The 15,742-nt window shown below is 61.8% G+C and carries 13 protein-coding genes; all 13 read left to right on the forward strand.

Features of this window, described 5'->3' with window-relative positions; all coding sequences use genetic code 11:
* The first annotated feature begins 238 nt into the window (after positions 1-238).
* The 13 genes from ACSOSP_RS30085 (at position 239) to ACSOSP_RS30145 (ending at position 15,724) form a co-directional block, all read left to right on the forward strand.
* A complete protein-coding gene (locus ACSOSP_RS30085) occupies positions 239-2,026 on the forward strand; it encodes a hypothetical protein (protein WP_455312155.1) in 1,788 nt (595 codons plus the stop codon).
* A 601-nt stretch (positions 2,027-2,627) separates the two neighbouring features.
* Positions 2,628-3,170, forward strand: a complete 543-nt coding sequence (tssB, locus tag ACSOSP_RS30090) for a type VI secretion system contractile sheath small subunit (RefSeq protein ID WP_455312156.1) — start codon at positions 2,628-2,630, stop codon at positions 3,168-3,170.
* Between the two features lie 72 nt (positions 3,171-3,242).
* Positions 3,243-4,772 (forward strand): type VI secretion system contractile sheath large subunit, encoded by a 1,530-nt coding sequence (gene tssC, locus ACSOSP_RS30095; protein WP_455312157.1) that lies wholly within the window; start codon positions 3,243-3,245, stop codon positions 4,770-4,772.
* 65 nt (positions 4,773-4,837) lie between these two features.
* Entirely contained in the window at positions 4,838-5,326 is a 489-nt protein-coding gene (locus ACSOSP_RS30100) for an Hcp family type VI secretion system effector (protein ID WP_455312158.1), read from the forward strand.
* Positions 5,327-5,398: 72 nt separating this feature from the next.
* Entirely contained in the window at positions 5,399-5,857 is a 459-nt protein-coding gene (gene tssE, locus ACSOSP_RS30105; protein WP_455312159.1) for a type VI secretion system baseplate subunit TssE, read from the forward strand.
* Positions 5,850-7,613 (forward strand): type VI secretion system baseplate subunit TssF, encoded by a 1,764-nt coding sequence (tssF, locus tag ACSOSP_RS30110; protein WP_455312161.1) that lies wholly within the window; start codon positions 5,850-5,852, stop codon positions 7,611-7,613. Before tssE ends, tssF begins: the two co-directional genes overlap by 8 nt.
* Positions 7,568-8,731, forward strand: a complete 1,164-nt coding sequence (tssG, locus tag ACSOSP_RS30115; protein WP_455312162.1) for a type VI secretion system baseplate subunit TssG — start codon at positions 7,568-7,570, stop codon at positions 8,729-8,731. The genes tssF and tssG overlap by 46 nt, the downstream gene beginning before the upstream one ends.
* A complete protein-coding gene (gene tssH / locus ACSOSP_RS30120; RefSeq protein ID WP_455312163.1) occupies positions 8,728-11,451 on the forward strand; it encodes a type VI secretion system ATPase TssH in 2,724 nt (907 codons plus the stop codon). The genes tssG and tssH overlap by 4 nt, the downstream gene beginning before the upstream one ends.
* Before the next feature lie 4 nt (positions 11,452-11,455).
* On the forward strand, positions 11,456-13,348 hold the full coding sequence (gene tssI, locus ACSOSP_RS30125) for a type VI secretion system tip protein TssI/VgrG (protein ID WP_455312165.1): 1,893 nt from the start codon (positions 11,456-11,458) through the stop codon (positions 13,346-13,348).
* On the forward strand, positions 13,345-14,085 hold the full coding sequence (locus ACSOSP_RS30130) for a toxin-antitoxin system YwqK family antitoxin (RefSeq protein ID WP_455312167.1): 741 nt from the start codon (positions 13,345-13,347) through the stop codon (positions 14,083-14,085). Before tssI ends, ACSOSP_RS30130 begins: the two co-directional genes overlap by 4 nt.
* 2 nt (positions 14,086-14,087) lie before the next feature.
* Positions 14,088-14,474 carry a DUF4280 domain-containing protein gene (locus ACSOSP_RS30135; RefSeq protein ID WP_031362887.1) on the forward strand — a complete coding sequence of 129 codons (387 nt, stop codon included), beginning with the start codon at positions 14,088-14,090 and terminating at the stop codon, positions 14,472-14,474.
* A 12-nt stretch (positions 14,475-14,486) separates the two neighbouring features.
* On the forward strand, positions 14,487-14,735 hold the full coding sequence (locus ACSOSP_RS30140) for a hypothetical protein (protein ID WP_455312169.1): 249 nt from the start codon (positions 14,487-14,489) through the stop codon (positions 14,733-14,735).
* 14 nt (positions 14,736-14,749) lie between these two features.
* A complete protein-coding gene (locus tag ACSOSP_RS30145) occupies positions 14,750-15,724 on the forward strand; it encodes a transporter substrate-binding domain-containing protein (RefSeq protein WP_455312170.1) in 975 nt (324 codons plus the stop codon).
* Positions 15,725-15,742 lie beyond the last annotated feature (18 nt).

A 15,742-nucleotide genomic window follows, 5' to 3' on the forward strand; every position in this document is an offset into this window, starting at 1 on the left:
TATTGAAAAACATCGGACAGGAGGGCCGTTGAACCTCCTGTAACACGCGACGGATAGCATGCGTGGCGCATGCGAGATTTTGTTTTGCCACTAAAGTCCGCCCCGCGCGCGCCGTTAACTACTTGACGGCATTTCGGCGGACGCATAAGAGCTCGGTGTAGAAGTTCACTTACCTTATTCGACGGAATAGGGTTCGATACTAGGATAAGCCGTTGAATCGGCGACAGGGGATCTGGATATGGGCGCAAAAGGACCGTTAGCCGTTGTCAATGTAACCGAGTGGATCCGGCGTACGGCGCTCACACTCAGTTCGCGAAGCGCGAGCACGCGCCGGGTCGATGCTGCATACACCGCCTGGTGCACAGCGCGCTTCGACCAACTCAAGGCTGCCACCCTGCGCGACGCGCTCGACGACTACCTGGCCGAGAAAGGCGGTGTCTGGTCGCGAGTACCGCGCAACACGGAAAGCGGCGGCCTGATGGAATACATATTCCGGGAGGCGACAGCCGTTGCGCCGCCCCGGCCGTCAGCCGCAGCCGCACGCAGCAAGATCCAGACATTCGATATCCCGCATTCGCGCTACGGCGTGCTTTACCTGTTGGGCAATATCGACATCGACATGAACTGCTTCACCATCGCGATGGAGGGCGTAGGCGCCGTGGGCGGCGCAGTCGGATCGGGCTTTGCGACCAACATGCAACATTTGAACAGCGCCACGCAGGGCGCCCGGCATGTCGCGGTGGCTGGGCACCAGGTGTCCGCTCAGGCGATCTCCAGGGGCGCCGCGACGGCCGTCAAACTGGTGCCCAAGGCAGGCAAGACGATCGACTCGACCTTCGGCATCAGTGACCCCAATGGCCGCGAGCGGCTATGGTCTCCCACAGGCACCGTCAGGCCCGGCATGGATAACGCCGAAAGCCCGGTTGTAAAGTCCAAGGTGACCTGGACCTACCCGGTGACCCAGGCCGGCTTTGACATGATCAAGGACGATCCAGCCTTGTTCCTCAACCCGTGGGTGCTGCCTACGACCTTGGTCGGCACGGCGTTCGTCACCATTACTGAAACGCTTAACAACTTGCGCCGCGAGATAGACAGCGCCGTCACGTGGGCCTTCGAGAAAATCAAGAATGCCTTGCTCGGCTCGTCTGCCGGCACGTTCAACCTGGCCGGCAGCATCGTCCGTTCGCTGATCAAGGTCGTCGTCACACAGTGCCTCGCCAGCGCGGCGCCTTTTATTGGTGCTGCCATGGACATTGGCGCGGGCATCGTCAAGACCTTGCGCGCGGCGGCGGAACAGGTCGGCGCCTGGCTGCAACGGCGGCGCATCGAGCTGAATCCCGGACACCCGGAACTGATTGCCGCGGCGCTCGAGGGCGAAATGGAATCGGGCATCTTCCAGGGCCTGTGGACCACGCTGAAAGGGGTGATTTCCATGGCGCTGAACTCCTTCCTGCCGGGCGCAGGCAGTCTCGTGTCGGCGATTGTCACGGGCGTCGAGTGGCTGGTGAAGTTCACCTTCCGCTTGTGGGAGCAAAGCAAGATCAAGGCGTTTCTCGTCAAGGCACGCGAGTTCTACCTGGCGGAGCGGGAGCTTGCCACGCGCGACCCGGGCCCGCGCGGCCTGGAGTTCCAGCCGAATATGGACCCCACCCGAGGCGGCATCATTCACGACCTGGAGAAGTTCAAGGCGTTCTTCCAGGAGGGTTGCGACGCGAGCCCGCTGATCCCGATGCTCACGCTCAATACCGGAATTTGCGGCAGCCTGATGACCCTCGTCAACTTGTTCAGGGACGAGGAGAAAACGGGTCGCGAGGTGGTTGATCGAGCGACCTACGACAGCGGCGTAGCCTACTTTTCCCGGCTGAAGGGTTTCGGCGCGCGGTATTTGCAGACTGCCGGCTTCAAGTTCCAGGCACGTCAAACAGAAACGCGCGGTGGTATTCAAGGCCTGCTCGATCACGCCGTGCACCACCACGGCAACGATACGATGGCCGGCAAGGCCGCGGCGTTCATTGCGGCAACCTAGGCACTGTGCGGCTCGTGTGCGCGCCTGCTTGGGAGGCGCGCACGCTGTTCTGCCCAAGCGTCGGCAGGACCTCGCATCGTCGTTCGTTCACAGACGTTCGCCAGCCCGATGCGAGGGCCGTTCCCGCCGGACACTCGTGCGTCCTTGACCGACCGAATTCACTCCTTTCGTTTTAACCGCGAATTAGACCTGATAGAACGTCCTGCCGCTTAGGCATGCTGACTATAAAACGAGCGTGCTTAAAGCCGATTTTATGATTGTCATAAAGCAGCGATATTTTATAAGACAAATAACCGCACAATGTCTTTGTATTAATTAGATGAATGATCTAACTTGATATTGATAAGACAAATAAAATCCGAAAGTACTGTCTCTAAAGCCCCGTCATAGGGACTAACCCGAAACCTGAGGAAAAGGTCTAAAGAACCGAAACCCCCGGCCGATATACGTATGAGGACTTTTAGCGGCGTTCGCGCGCGCCCGTCCTCGTACTGCAATTCCTGCGTGTTCTTCGCCGAATTACCTGATTTTCCGGTCGCCTTCGAATCCGGGCGAACGGGACGGTTCCTCAAATGCATTCGAGCTTCCCTGGGAGATACGTATGTCCAATAGTTTGCAGAAGTGGGTCGGGCGCAATCGTCCGCCGCGCGTCCAGATCACCTATGACGTGGAAATCGGCGACGCAATTGAAAAGCGCGAATTGCCGATGGTCGTCGGCCTTCTCGCCGATTTATCGGGTCAACCGGCAGAGCCACTGCCCAAGCTGAAAGAACGCCGGCTGGTCGAAATCGATCGCGACAACTTCGACGAGATCATGAGCAAGATCGCACCGCGCCTCGACCTGTCGGTTCCCGACACGATGAAAGGCGAAGGCAACCTCAAGGTCGAACTTAACTTCGCCAAGTTCGGTGATTTCCATCCGGAAGCGATCGTTCAGCAAGTTCCGCGTTTGGCCAAGCTGCTCGAAGCACGTCAGCAACTGCGTGACCTGCTTGCCAAGCTCGACGGTAACGACGAGCTCGACCTGATGCTGGAGCGCATCGTCCAAAACTCGGAGGAGCTGAAGAAAGTTCAAAGCCAGGCTCACGCCGGGGACAAGCCGGTGGCCGTGGCTGCCGCCGACGAAGCCACACCCGCCGCTTAATGCCCGCAACGGGACGCAATGGCATTGCATGCCCACAACCGCGGGCGTAACGAACTTTCATAGGTGATCCAGATGGCAAGCAAGAATGCAGCCGGCACGGCGGCAAGCGATACCCACGATACCCACGATACCCAGACACTCGAAGCACCGGCATCCGGCGCCGAACTGAGCCTGCTTGAACGCATCGTTCATGAAGGCAACATGGCGGTCGAGGAGTCGCAAAGCGTCTACGCGAAGAAGCTGATCGGGCAACTCGCGTCGCAGATTCTCGACGAAGGCATGCGCACGAGCCCGGACAAGAGCGTTGTCGCGATGATCAACGAACGCGTCGCTGAAATCGATTCGCTCCTGACCGATCAGCTCAACGCGATCATGCATGACCCGTCATTCCAGGCGCTCGAAGCGTCGTGGAGTGGTTTGCACGACATGGTGTACGGCACCGAGACGAGCACGAAGCTGAAGTTGCGCCTGCTCAACGTCACAAAGAAAGAACTGCTGAAGGATCTTGAAACGGCCGTCGATCACGACATGAGCGTGCTGTTCAAGAAGATCTACGAAGAAGAGTACGGCACGTTCGGTGGCTATCCGTATTCGCTGCTGATCGGCGATTACAGCTTCGGCCGTCATCCGCAAGACCTCGCGTTGCTCGAACGCATTTCGAAGGTCGCCGCTGCCGCCCACGCACCGTTCATCACCGCGGCTGCACCAAGCCTGTTCGACATGAAGTCGTACACGGAACTGGGCGTGACGCGCGATCTCTCGAAGACGTTCGAAAGCGCTGAACTCGCCGCATGGCGCAGCTTCCGCGATTCGGAAGATTCCCGCTACGTGTCACTCGTGCTGCCGTCGTACGCCGCGCGTTTGCCGTATGGCGCGAAGACCAAGCCGGTGGACAGCTTCAGCTTCGAAGAAAACGTCGATGGCACCGACCACAGCAAGTACCTGTGGGCCAACTCGGCTTACCAACTGGGCCTGCGCATTACCGACGCCTTTGCCAAGTACAACTGGTCGACGGCCATTCGCGGCGTTGAAGGCGGCGGCAAGGTGGACGGCATGGTCGCTCACACGTTCAAGACCGGCGAAGGCGATGTCGTGCTGAAGTGCCCGACCGAAGTGACGATCACCGATCGCCGCGAGAAGGAACTGAACGACCTCGGCTTCATCGCGATCGTCAATTCGAAGGGCTCCAACTTCGCGACGTTCTTCGGCAGCCAGACCGCCAATCGTCCGAAGGCCTACAACAAGGACTCGGCGAACGCGAATGCGCAACTGTCGTCGCGCCTGCCGTACGTGCTCGCCGCTTCGCGTTTCGCGCACTACCTGAAGGTCATCATCCGCGACAAGATCGGCAGCTTCCAGACGCGCGCCGATGTCGAAAGCTATCTGAACAACTGGATTGCCGACTACGTGCTGATCAATCCGTCGGCGTCGCAAGCGTCGAAGGCGCGTTATCCGCTGGGCGAAGCGCGGGTGGACGTGACGGAAGTGCCGGGCAAGCCGGGTGCGTATCGCGCCACCTGTTTCCTGAAGCCGCATTTCCAGATGGAAGAACTGACCGCTTCGATTCGCCTCGTCGCGGAACTGCCGGCAGCGGCAGCCTGATGCATTGCGTGCGGCCCGGCCGCACGCAAGCTTCGCTAAATCTCACCCAATAAACCAGGACAGTCATGGATACGATTCTTCTCTCCATCAAGGACATCAAGGGTAACGCGATGATCGACGGCTACGCCGATCAGATCGTGATCCACTCGTTCTCGCACTCCGTTTCGCTGCCAATGGGCATGGACGCGACCAATACGGAACGCACGCTCGGCCGCCCGAACTTCCAGGAGTTCTCGTTCTCGAAGAGCACCGACCAGGCAACGCCGGGTCTGTTCGCGGCTTGTGCCCAAGGCACCAAGCTCGGCGACGCAACGCTCTCCATCGGCCGCAACGAAAACGGCAAGTTCATGCTGCACATGAAGTACGTGCTGACCAATTCGATGGTGTCGTCCATCGGCACGAGCGGCGGCGGTGAAATGGGCGACACGTTCTCGCTCAACTTCACGCAGATGACGTCGCAATACACGCAGCAGAACATCGACTCGACCAAGAAGGGCAACGCATCGTTCGGCTGGGACCTGTCGAAGAACGTCCCGGTTTCGCCACCGGCCTGATAGCCGGGGATGGGCCGCGTCAGGCGAAGGACGTTTCACAATCTGCTTATCAGTATCAGGAGTATTCGCGTCATGCCGGCAACTTCAAGGGGTTCAGCCATGCCCTTGTTCGACCGTCTCGCCGCAGGCGGCGAGACCCAATCCCCGGGCAGGAATGTGCTGCGGGATTCGGTGGCGCGCGATCTGGGCAGGTTGCTGAACACGCGTTCGCGGCTCACCTTCGAGGCGTTCGGCGCAACCGATGGCAGTGTCATCGACTACGGCGTGCCGGACTTCTCGGAGCGTTCGTTGCGATCGGGTGACGATCGTGACGCGATTGCTGCTGCGATCCGGCACGCGATTCAGTTGTTCGAACCGCGTCTCAAGGATGTCACCGTCAGTTTTGCCTTTCCCGCCGATCACGCGCCCGACGCCATCCTGCTGATCGGCGGCCAGATTCGTGAAGCAACCGGCGTGGGCCATGTTGCTTTTGAACTGGCGTCGTCGGCGGGTCAGTACACCGCGGACCCGCGTTGGGTGGAACATGGCTGATCTCGCCCGCGACGATATCCTCCAGTACTACAAACGCGAGCTGTCCTATCTGCGCACGCAAGGCGCCGATTTCGCGCAACGTTATCCGAAGGTTGCGGCGCGGCTTGCGTTGCACGGCACGGAATCGCTGGACCCTCACACCGAGCGGCTGATTGAAGCCACGGCATTTCTCGCGGCGCGTGTGCATCGTGATCTCGATCAGGAATTTCCTCAGGTTGCTTCGGCCTTGATGGACAACGTTTGCCCGTCGCTCGTTCAGCCGATACCGTCGATGACCGTCGCACAGTTCGAACTCGATCCGAGCCAGGGCAAGGTGACGGCGGGTTTCAAGGTGGCGCGTCATACGGGCTTGCAGGCGTTGACCGAGAGCGGTGATTCCTGCCGCTTCCGCACGGCGTGGGAGACGGTGCTCTGGCCGCTGCGGATCAGCCGGGCCGCGTTCGGCGACGACTCCACGCTGCGACTCACGCTCGAGTGCGAACCGGGCGTCGATTTCTCGGAGCTCGAACTGAAGCAATTGCGCATCCATTTGCACGGCGACTGGATGACGACAATGCCGCTCTATGAATTGCTGGCGTCGGGCGTGACCGATGTATCGGTGCGGCCGGAGAGTGGTGGAGGTGTCGTGTTGCCCGCGTCGGCATGGCGCGAAGTGGGCTACGCGGAAGCCGACAGCGTGCTGCCGCAGCCGCCGCATGCGCAGCCGGCTTATGGGCTGATGCAGGAGTATTTCGCGTTCCCGCGCAAGTTTCATTTCTTCGATCTGCATCATCTGGCGGGTCGCCTCGGCACCGGCCGCACGTGTGAAATCGTGCTGCATCTGGAGCGGGTGCCGCGCGGACTCGGCATGCTGGGCGCGCAACATTTCAAGCTTGGCTGCACGCCGATCGTGAACCTGTTTTCGCAGACCAGCGAGCCCATCGCGATCGATCATCGGCAGTACGAATATCGGCTGGTCGCGGACCAGCGGCGCGACGCCATGACCGAGATCCATTCGATTGTCTCCGTGGTCGCGTCCGACCCGTCGATGGAACGCTCGGCGACCGTGCCGGGGTTCTCCGCGATCGATCATGTAGACGCGAACGGCGCGACAGTCTTCTGGTCAGCGCGCCGCGAGCATAGCCTGCGCGAGAACGTGCAGGGCACCGACATGTTCCTGAGCTTCGTCGATGCAGGCAATGTCGGCAGCCAGCCGACCGAGCCGGTCGTCTACGCGAACGTGATGTGCACCAATCGGCACCTTGCCGAACAGTTGCCGGTCGGCGCGCGAATGATGCTGGAAAAGGTCTCGCAGAACGTGCGGGTTCGTTGCCTTTATGAACCGACTCTGCAGCGCAGTCCGCCGCTCGGCAGCGAGACGCTGTGGCGGCTGATCTCCATGCTGACGCTCAACTATCACTCGCTCGTGAGTGGCGCGACGGGGCACAAGCAGTTGCAGGAAATGCTGCGTCTGTTCGCGTCGGACAGCACGCGTGAGCAGGACCAGATTCACGGCATCAAGAGCATTCAGGCGCGCAACGTGACCGCGCATGTCGGCGCCGACGCATGGCGCGGATACTGCCGCGGCACGGAAGTCAGCATCGAGTTCGATCCGCATGCGTTCGTCGGTGGCTCGCCGTTGCTGATGGGCGCGGTGCTCGCGCGCTTTTTCGCGATGTACACATCGGTCAATTCTTTTGTGCGGTTGGTCGTGCGCCGTGGAGACGAGATATGGAAGCAATGGGAACCGATGACCGGTTGCCAGCAGCTGCTCTGATCGCCCGGCTCATCGCGAATCCGCAAGGGTTCGATTTGTTCCAGGCCATCAGTCTGCTCGAGCGCGCAGTGCCTCACGGGCGTCCGCTCGGGCGCGGCAATGGCGCGGGCGAAGGCGTGCGGCTGAGCGGCTTCGTGTCGCTTACTTTCGAGCCAAGCGATGTGCGCAGCGTGCGGCAAGGCGAACTGCCGAAGCGCCGGTCCGCTCATGAAACGAATGAAGTTCATGAAGCACACGATGCACACCGTCCGGCCTACACGCTATCAACGCCGGTGTTGACGCTGGCCGGCGCAAACGGTCCGTTGCCCATGCCGTTCACCGAACTCGTGCTGGAAGGCCGTGCGCAGCGCGACTTGGCAACCGCTGATCTGCTCGATATCTTCAACCATCGCTTCCTGTCGTTTCTCTATCGCAGCCGCAAGAAGCACGCGCCGGGTCTTAACTGGCGCTCACCTCATTCATCGGCGCTGGCTGCCTGTCTCGATTCGTTGAGCAACCTCGGGCTGCGTGGAGCATTGCGAGGCCCGCACGGCGAACACCTGTGGCTGCGCCACGCCGGACTGCTCAGTGCCGCGCCGCGCTCGATGACGGGCCTGCTCGCGTTGCTGTCCGACCGCCTCGGGATGCCGGTGCGCGGTGTGCAGTTTGTCGGTGGCTGGCGTGAGATCGACAAGACGGATTCGCTGCGGCTTGCGCGCGTGGGAACGCGTGCACCCCGGCTCGGCGGGCAGAGCATGCTCGGGCGCCGGGCATGGGACCAGGCGGCGGGCATTCGCATCGAGTTCGCTGATCTTTCGCGTGCGCGCTTTGCCGCATTGTTGCCCGGTGGCCCGGATCATGCGCTGGCGCAATGGCTGATTCGCTGCTACGTGCAACAGGATTTCGATGTGGAGTTCGTGCTGAAACTCGCGCCGCAAAAAGTGACCTGCGCGCTCGGCGGCCCGAATGCGGCCCGGCTTGGCTGGACCTCGTGGGTGACTGGCACGCAGGGCAGCGAAGCACGCGAGACCGATACACCCTATAAATCCGGTACGACTACCGCGGCGCCGGCTCCGGTTCGGCTAACGCTGCGCGCGGCCGGCGAACCCAAGCGTCACTACGAAGGATGCAGCGCATGAACATTGATATCCGTACGCTGCTGAGCCGGCTCAACCCGGAGTGCAAGCACGCGATGGAACAGGCCGCGCAATTGTGCGTGCGGCAGACGCATTACAACGTCGATGTCGAGCATCTGCTGCTGACATTGCTGGAACTGGATGCGCCTGATCTGCACGCGATCCTCGCGCATTTCCAGATCAAGCCGGACGCGTTGATTGCGCAACTGCAGAAATCGGTTGACCAGTTCAAGCGCGGCAACGGCCGCACGCCGGCCTTGTCGCCGAATTTCTCGTCGCTGTTCCAGGAAGCGTGGTTGTTGAGTTCGATGCTGCTCGCCGAGCAACAGATCCGCTCGGGCACGTTGTTGCTCGCACTGCTCGAAGTCGACAGCTTGCGCGGTCTGTTGCTCGATTCGGCGCCGGCGTTGCTGAATATTCCGCGTGCGGCTTTGCGCGAACTGTTGCCTACTTTGCTGGCCGATTCGGCGGAAGACGCCGGCGGTGCCGCTGCGCGCAGCGCAGCGTCAACTGGCAAAGCCACCGACAGCGAACCGTCGCCATCACAACCGGCGATGCCGTCAATGCCTCGCGGTCAAGCAGGCGGCACGCAGCGCACAGCGCTTGACCAGTACACCGTCGACCTTACCGCTTTAGCCCGCGAAGGCGCGATCGACCCGATCCGTGGTCGCGATGCGGAGATCCGCCAACTGATCGACGTGTTGCTGCGACGCCGCCAGAACAATCCGATCCTGACCGGCGAAGCGGGTGTCGGCAAGACGGCAGTGGTCGAAGGTTTCGCGCAACGCATCGTGCAGGGCGATGTGCCGCCCGCACTGGTGAACGTGTCGGTGCGCTCGCTCGATCTCGCGTTGTTGCAGGCCGGCGCCGGCGTGAAGGGCGAATTCGAAAATCGCCTGAAGTCGGTGATCGCTGAAGTGAAGGCGTCGCCGATTCCCGTGATCCTGTTCATCGATGAAGCGCATCAGTTGATTGGCGCGGGCGGCAGCGAAGGCCAAGGCGATGCGGCCAACCTGCTCAAACCGGCGCTGGCGCGCGGCGAACTGCGCACCATCGCTGCGACGACATGGGCCGAATACAAGAAATACGTTGAACGTGACCCGGCGCTTGCAAGGCGCTTCCAGGTGGTGAAGGTCGAAGAGCCGACCGAAGCGGTGGCCATCGATATGCTGCGTGGCATGGTGCAAAAACTCGAGGAACATCACGGCGTAGAAATTCTCGACGACGCGGTGCGTGATGCGGTCAAGCTATCGCATCGCTACATTTCCGGACGCCAATTGCCCGACAAGGCGATCAGCGTGCTCGACACCGCCTGCGCGCGGGTCGCTATCGGCCAGAACGGCGTGCCGGAGGAAATTGAAGCATTGGGCCGCTTGATCGAGACCAACGAGAACCAGTTGCGCATCCTGCGTCACGAGGCCGCCACCGGCAGCGATCATGTGGACGCGATCGCCGCCGTCACGAAGCAACTCGAAGAACATCGCGCACAGCACGCGCGGCTAAGCGACAAGCTCGCCACGGAAAAGCACGCGGTGGGTGAAATCATCGCGTGGCGCAAGAAGATCGGCCTTCATCTGGCGGACGAAAACAAGGCGGCGGAAGGCGAGGATAGCGAAGACGGCGCGTCGTTGACGGCGAATCTTGCACGTCTTGAGAAAGGGCTCGAAGCCGTGCAAAGCGATGAGCCGATGGTGCCGGTCTGCGTCGACTCCAGCACGGTGGCCAAGGTGATTTCAGGCTGGACCGGGATTCCGGTTGGCCGCATGCTCGCCGATGAACTGCACACGGTGCTGTATCTGCAGGACAAGCTCGCCGAGCGCGTGGTCGGCCAGAACCAGGCGCTCGATGCCATCGCGCGCCGGGTGCGCACGTTCCGCGCCGATCTCGACGATCCAGGCAAGCCGGTCGGCGTATTCCTGCTGGTGGGTCCGAGCGGAGTGGGCAAGACCGAAACGGCATTTGCGCTCGCGGACACGCTGTACGGCGGCGAGCGCAACATGATCACGGTGAACATGTCCGAGTTCCAGGAAGCCCACAGCGTGTCGGGCCTGAAGGGCGCGCCGCCCGGTTATGTCGGCTATGGACGCGGCGGCGTGCTGACCGAAGCGGTGCGGCGTCGCCCATACAGCGTCGTGCTGCTGGACGAAATGGAAAAAGCCCATCCTGACGTGCTCGAACTGTTTTTCCAGGTGTTCGACAAGGGCGTGATGGAAGACGGCGAAGGCGTGCCGATCGACTTCAAGAACACGCTGATCCTGCTGACATCGAATGCGGCCCAGGACATCATCACCGACGCGTGCCAGGGCGGCCGTCGCCCGGAACCCGAAGCGTTGACCGAACGCCTGCGTCCGGCGTTGCTCAAGCAATTCAGCCCTGCGTTTCTCGGCCGTCTCGTGCTCGTGCCGTATTACCCGCTCGGCGACGCGCAGATCACATCGATCGTTAACCTCAAGCTCACGCGGCTCGCGCAACGTTTCGAGCGCAATCATCATGCGCGCCTCACGTGGGATGAACCGTTGGCTGCGCTGATCACCGAGCGCTGCAAGGAAGTCGATAGCGGCGCGCGCAATGTCGATCACATCCTGACGCAATCGGTATTGCCCGAGCTGGCGCGTCAGGTGCTGGAGCGCATTTCGATCGCGGAACCGTTCGGCGGCGTGCACCTTGCGCTGAACGGCGCAGGCGGCATTGAATTCCGCTTCCTGTCTGTCGAGGAGGCGTAGAAACATGTCGACTGTGCCCAGCCAGGCTGACTGCTTTGTGTCGGTCGCGACGCCGTTCGGTGCCGATGTGCTGCTGCTCGATGGGTTCGGCGGTCGCGAGGCGATCTCCGAGCCGTTTCATTTCGACTTGCGGATGCACTCGACGAACAAGGCGCTGGATGCACAGACGATCATCGGCAAGGGTGTGACGGTAACGGTCAAGGATCAGGTCGGCACGGCGCGTTACTTCAACGGGATCGTGAAGCGCTTCGCGCATACGGGCGCGAACTCGCAGTACGGCTTCTACTCGGCGGAACTGGCGCCGCGCTTGTGGTTGCTGACGCTTGGTCAGGACCGGATGATTTATCAGAACCAGAGTGCGCTCGATATCATCAAGGCGGTGCTCGGCACTTTTCAGGTGCCGCTCGATTTGCGTATCAGCGGCGACTATGCGGTGCGTGAGTACTGCGTGCAGTACGACGAAAGCGCGTTCGATTTCATCTCGAGGCTGATGGAAGAAGAGGGCATCTTCTACTTCTTCACCTTCGCCAATGGCGCTCACACCATGGTGCTCGCCGACAGCGCATCGGCGCATGAAGTCGGCCAGACCACGCTGTATTTTTCGCCCGACAGCAGCGTGGCGCCGCGCGCCGAACGAGTCGCTGAGTTCGCGATGACGCAGGACATTGTGTCCGGTGAACACGTGCTTGCCGATTACGACTATCTCACCGCGGCCAGTTCGACGGCATCGTCGAGCGCGAGCGCTTCCGTGCCTACCGGGCGGCGCTATACGTTTCCCGGCAAGTACGCGACCAGCGCGGAAGGCACGCGGAAGTCTTCTGTCCGGCTCGCCGCGCAAACCGTCCAGCAGCAGACCGGTCGCGGCGCAGGTTACTGCTACGCGCTGACGGCAGGCACGTCGTTCACGTTGAGCGGGCATGTGAACAGCGCGCTGAATGTGTCGTATGTGGTGCGCGCCGTCACGCACACCGCGTCGAACGATACCTACAGTAACGAGTTCAACGTGTTTCCGGAATCGGTGCCGTTTCGCGCGCCGCTCACGACGCCGCGTCCGCTCGTCGCCGGCACGCATACAGCGAAAGTGGTCGGTTCATCGGGGGAAGAAATCTGGACCGATTCAAACGGCCGCGTGAAGCTGAAGTTCTACTGGGACGGCAGCGCCGGTGCAGATGAAAACAGCTCGTGCTGGGTGCGCGTATCGCAATCATCGGCGGGCCAGGGATGGGGGCATCTGTTCCTGCCGCGCATCGGGCAGGAAGTGGTCGTGAGTTACGTCGATGGCGACCCCGACCGGCCGCTCGTGACCGGCAGTGTCTATAACGGCGAGAACGCGACACCCGTCGCGCTGCCTTCGATGCAGACGCAAAGCGTGATGCGCTCGCGCTCATCGAAGGGCGGCACCGCCGGCAACGAAATCCGCATGGAAGACAAGCTCGATTCCGAAGAGCTGTATTTCCACGCGCAGAAAGACATGAACGTCGCCATCGAGAATGCGCTGACCACGACCGTGATCGCCGGCGCCGAATCGCATGTCATCCAGAAGGGCGACCGCACGATCGACGTGCAGACCGGCAAGGAAACGCACACCGTCAAGGGCACGCGCACGCTGGATGTGACCGGCGATGAGACGCACACCAACCATGCCGCGTTCACGCAAAACGTCAGCGGCAATTACACGCTCAAGGTCACCGGCAACCTGGTGATCGACGTCACGGGGTCGATCAGCATCAAGGCGGGCACGTCGCTGGCCAGCGAAGGCGGCACGACGCACGCAAGCAAGGCGGGCACGACCCTCAGCAGCGAAGGAATGACGATTTCACACAAGGCATCGGCGACGCAAACCGTCGACGGTGGCGGCATGCTCGCGCTCAAAGGCGGGCTGGTCAAACTGAATTGAGGCAAGCGATCGAAACTTTCCTGTCACCGCCGGCCGCCACGCCTGACGCTTCATCGTCAGATGAAGTCACGCAGATCGTCGAAGAACGCGACGAAGCGGGGCGCGTGGTCGGCCGCGCGTCGTTGATGGCTGGCGTGCCGCATGGCGAGAGCACGCGCTATGCGGCCGACGGCACCATGCTCCTGCAGGCCAACTATGCGCACGGTGCATTGAACGGACCGCTGCGCTCGTTCGACGAGCAAGGCGCGCCGCTGCAACACGCGCATTACCTGAACGGCAAGGTCCATGGCGTGGTGACGGTCTATCAGGACGGCTGCCTCGCCGCGCGTCAGCACTACGTACAAGGCGTACTGCACGGCGAGAGCGTGTCTTATGCGCCATCGGGACTCGTCACGTCGCGGATGACATATGAGGCAGGCAAGCTCGATCGTGAGGCGTTGTTCATGACCGACGGCGTCATCGTCCGGCGCATGAACTATCGGCATGGAGTGCTCGAAGGCGAAACGCGCGAATACGCACGCGACGGCGCGCTGGTTCAGTCGTCGCCTTACCGGGCGAATCTGCTGCATGGGACCGTGCGTCGCTACGCGCCCGACGGCAGCGTATTCGAAGAGCGTGTCTTCCAGCAGGGCAAGCCGCAAGGCGAATGGCGCAGCGTCGACGCAGCCCCGGCAGCGGGAAGCTCGCCGGGCGCGCCGCGGCTGGTCAAGCATTTTGAAAAATGGGTGAGGGGCTAGACGTGGGCATTCAGGTCACAGCAGGGACCACGCTGCAATGCAGCTTCGGCGCGGCGCCCGGAACGCTCGGCGTGCTGCCGCTGAACGCCGTGCTGTCCGGCGCGCCGGCGGCAACCGTGATGGATCACCTGCCAATGGTCAACGTGATGCCCTTCGGCACCTGCATGTGCATGGGCAATCCGATGGTCGCCGCCGCAACCGCCGCCGCGCTCGGTGTGCTGACGCCCATGCCTTGCCTGCCGGTCACGGCCGCGCCGTGGGTGCCGGGGTCTCCAACCGTACTGATCGGTGGACAGCCGGCACTGCAGAACTCGTCGAAGCTGATGTGCTCGTGGGGCGGCGTGATCCAGATCGTCGCGCCCGCACAGTTCACCACTATGGTTCCTTGAGGATAAACCCCCATGCAGCAATACGTTTTTTCGATGACATCACGCATGGTGACCATCGCCGCGGCCTGCGCGTTGTTGCTCTGTGTCCTGCTGTTTGTACTGGGCATCGAGATCGGCGCGCGGTTTAACACGACGCCGCCGGCCGACGCTGCCATGACGTCGTCCGCTCACTCGGTGGTCTCCACCGACACTGTCCCGCCGCAGCCGGCAGCGCAAGGTGCAAATGACCTCGCCGCGGTTCCCGCTTCTTCGACTCTCTAAGACTGGTGCTTTTCATGTCGTCTCTGCTTCGTATCTTTTCAAGGTTTACCCGGACCCTCGACCAGCGTGCGCAGGCAGCACGTTTTACGGGCGGCATGCTGCTCGCGGCCATTGTCACGCTGGCCGCGTTGCCCGCAGATGCCGCGAGCAATCGGCCGGCACCTGCTGCCGCGCCTGCCGCCGCTGCCTCAGCCACGGCCCCGGCCGCCTTGCCGGTGACATCCACGGGCTTGGTCCAGATGCCTGACGGCCGGCTGCTCGCGCCTGAGTTCGCACGCATCATCGAACGGGGGGAGCTGGTGGTCGCAGTGCTGGGTGTCGACCAGCCGCCGTTCTTCGAAGAACGCTTTGGCCAGCTGACCGGACTCGACATCACCCTCGCCGGCGACATCGCCAAAAAGCTCGGCGTGAAGGTGCGCTTCAATCGCGATGCAAAGACTTTCGATGACGTTGTGAGCCTTCTCGCTAAAGGCCAGGCGGATCTGGCCGTTAGTAAGTTGTCGCGCACGCTGCCGCGCGCGCAGGTGATCAGTTTCAGCACGCCTTACCTGAGCCTGAAGCGTTCGCTGCTGCTCAATCGTGTGAAGTTTGCGCAGCTCGCGCATGGCCGGGGGGTACCGGAAGTGATCCGTTCGTACGATGGCTCGATCGGCGTAGTCGCCAATTCGTCGTACGCCAGTTATGTCGTCACCAATTTTCCGAAGGCGCAGGTACACAGTTATCCGACCTGGGAGTCGGTGCTCCGCGCGCTGAATATGGGCGAAGTAACGGCGGCTTATCGCGACGAGTTCGAGGTGAAGCGTGTGCTGAAGCTGGACCCGACCGCGTCGCTGCGGCTTCGTGTCGTCACGCTGCAGGACCTGGAAGACACGCTCGCAATCGGTGTGAACGTTTCCGAGCCGACATTGCTCGCGTTCATCAACCAGTTCCTGGCGGAGCGCAGCACCAAGTTCGATGTCAGCACGGTCCTGCAAGCCACTAACGACTGATAAGCACACGATAAGCAC

Source organism: Caballeronia sp. KNU42, from assembly GCF_053760385.1.

Coding starts and splice junctions, on each gene's coding strand:
- tssH (WP_455312163.1), top strand. CDS start 8,728: ATGAACATTGATATCCGTACGCTGCTGAGCCGGCTCAACCCGGAGTGC.
- tssF (WP_455312161.1), top strand. CDS start 5,850: ATGGCTGATCTCGCCCGCGACGATATCCTCCAGTACTACAAACGCGAG.
- tssI (WP_455312165.1), top strand. CDS start 11,456: ATGTCGACTGTGCCCAGCCAGGCTGACTGCTTTGTGTCGGTCGCGACG.
- ACSOSP_RS30140 (WP_455312169.1), top strand. CDS start 14,487: ATGCAGCAATACGTTTTTTCGATGACATCACGCATGGTGACCATCGCC.
- ACSOSP_RS30085 (WP_455312155.1), top strand. CDS start 239: ATGGGCGCAAAAGGACCGTTAGCCGTTGTCAATGTAACCGAGTGGATC.
- tssG (WP_455312162.1), top strand. CDS start 7,568: ATGGAAGCAATGGGAACCGATGACCGGTTGCCAGCAGCTGCTCTGATC.
- tssC (WP_455312157.1), top strand. CDS start 3,243: ATGGCAAGCAAGAATGCAGCCGGCACGGCGGCAAGCGATACCCACGAT.
- ACSOSP_RS30100 (WP_455312158.1), top strand. CDS start 4,838: ATGGATACGATTCTTCTCTCCATCAAGGACATCAAGGGTAACGCGATG.
- tssE (WP_455312159.1), top strand. CDS start 5,399: ATGCCGGCAACTTCAAGGGGTTCAGCCATGCCCTTGTTCGACCGTCTC.
- ACSOSP_RS30145 (WP_455312170.1), top strand. CDS start 14,750: ATGTCGTCTCTGCTTCGTATCTTTTCAAGGTTTACCCGGACCCTCGAC.
- tssB (WP_455312156.1), top strand. CDS start 2,628: ATGTCCAATAGTTTGCAGAAGTGGGTCGGGCGCAATCGTCCGCCGCGC.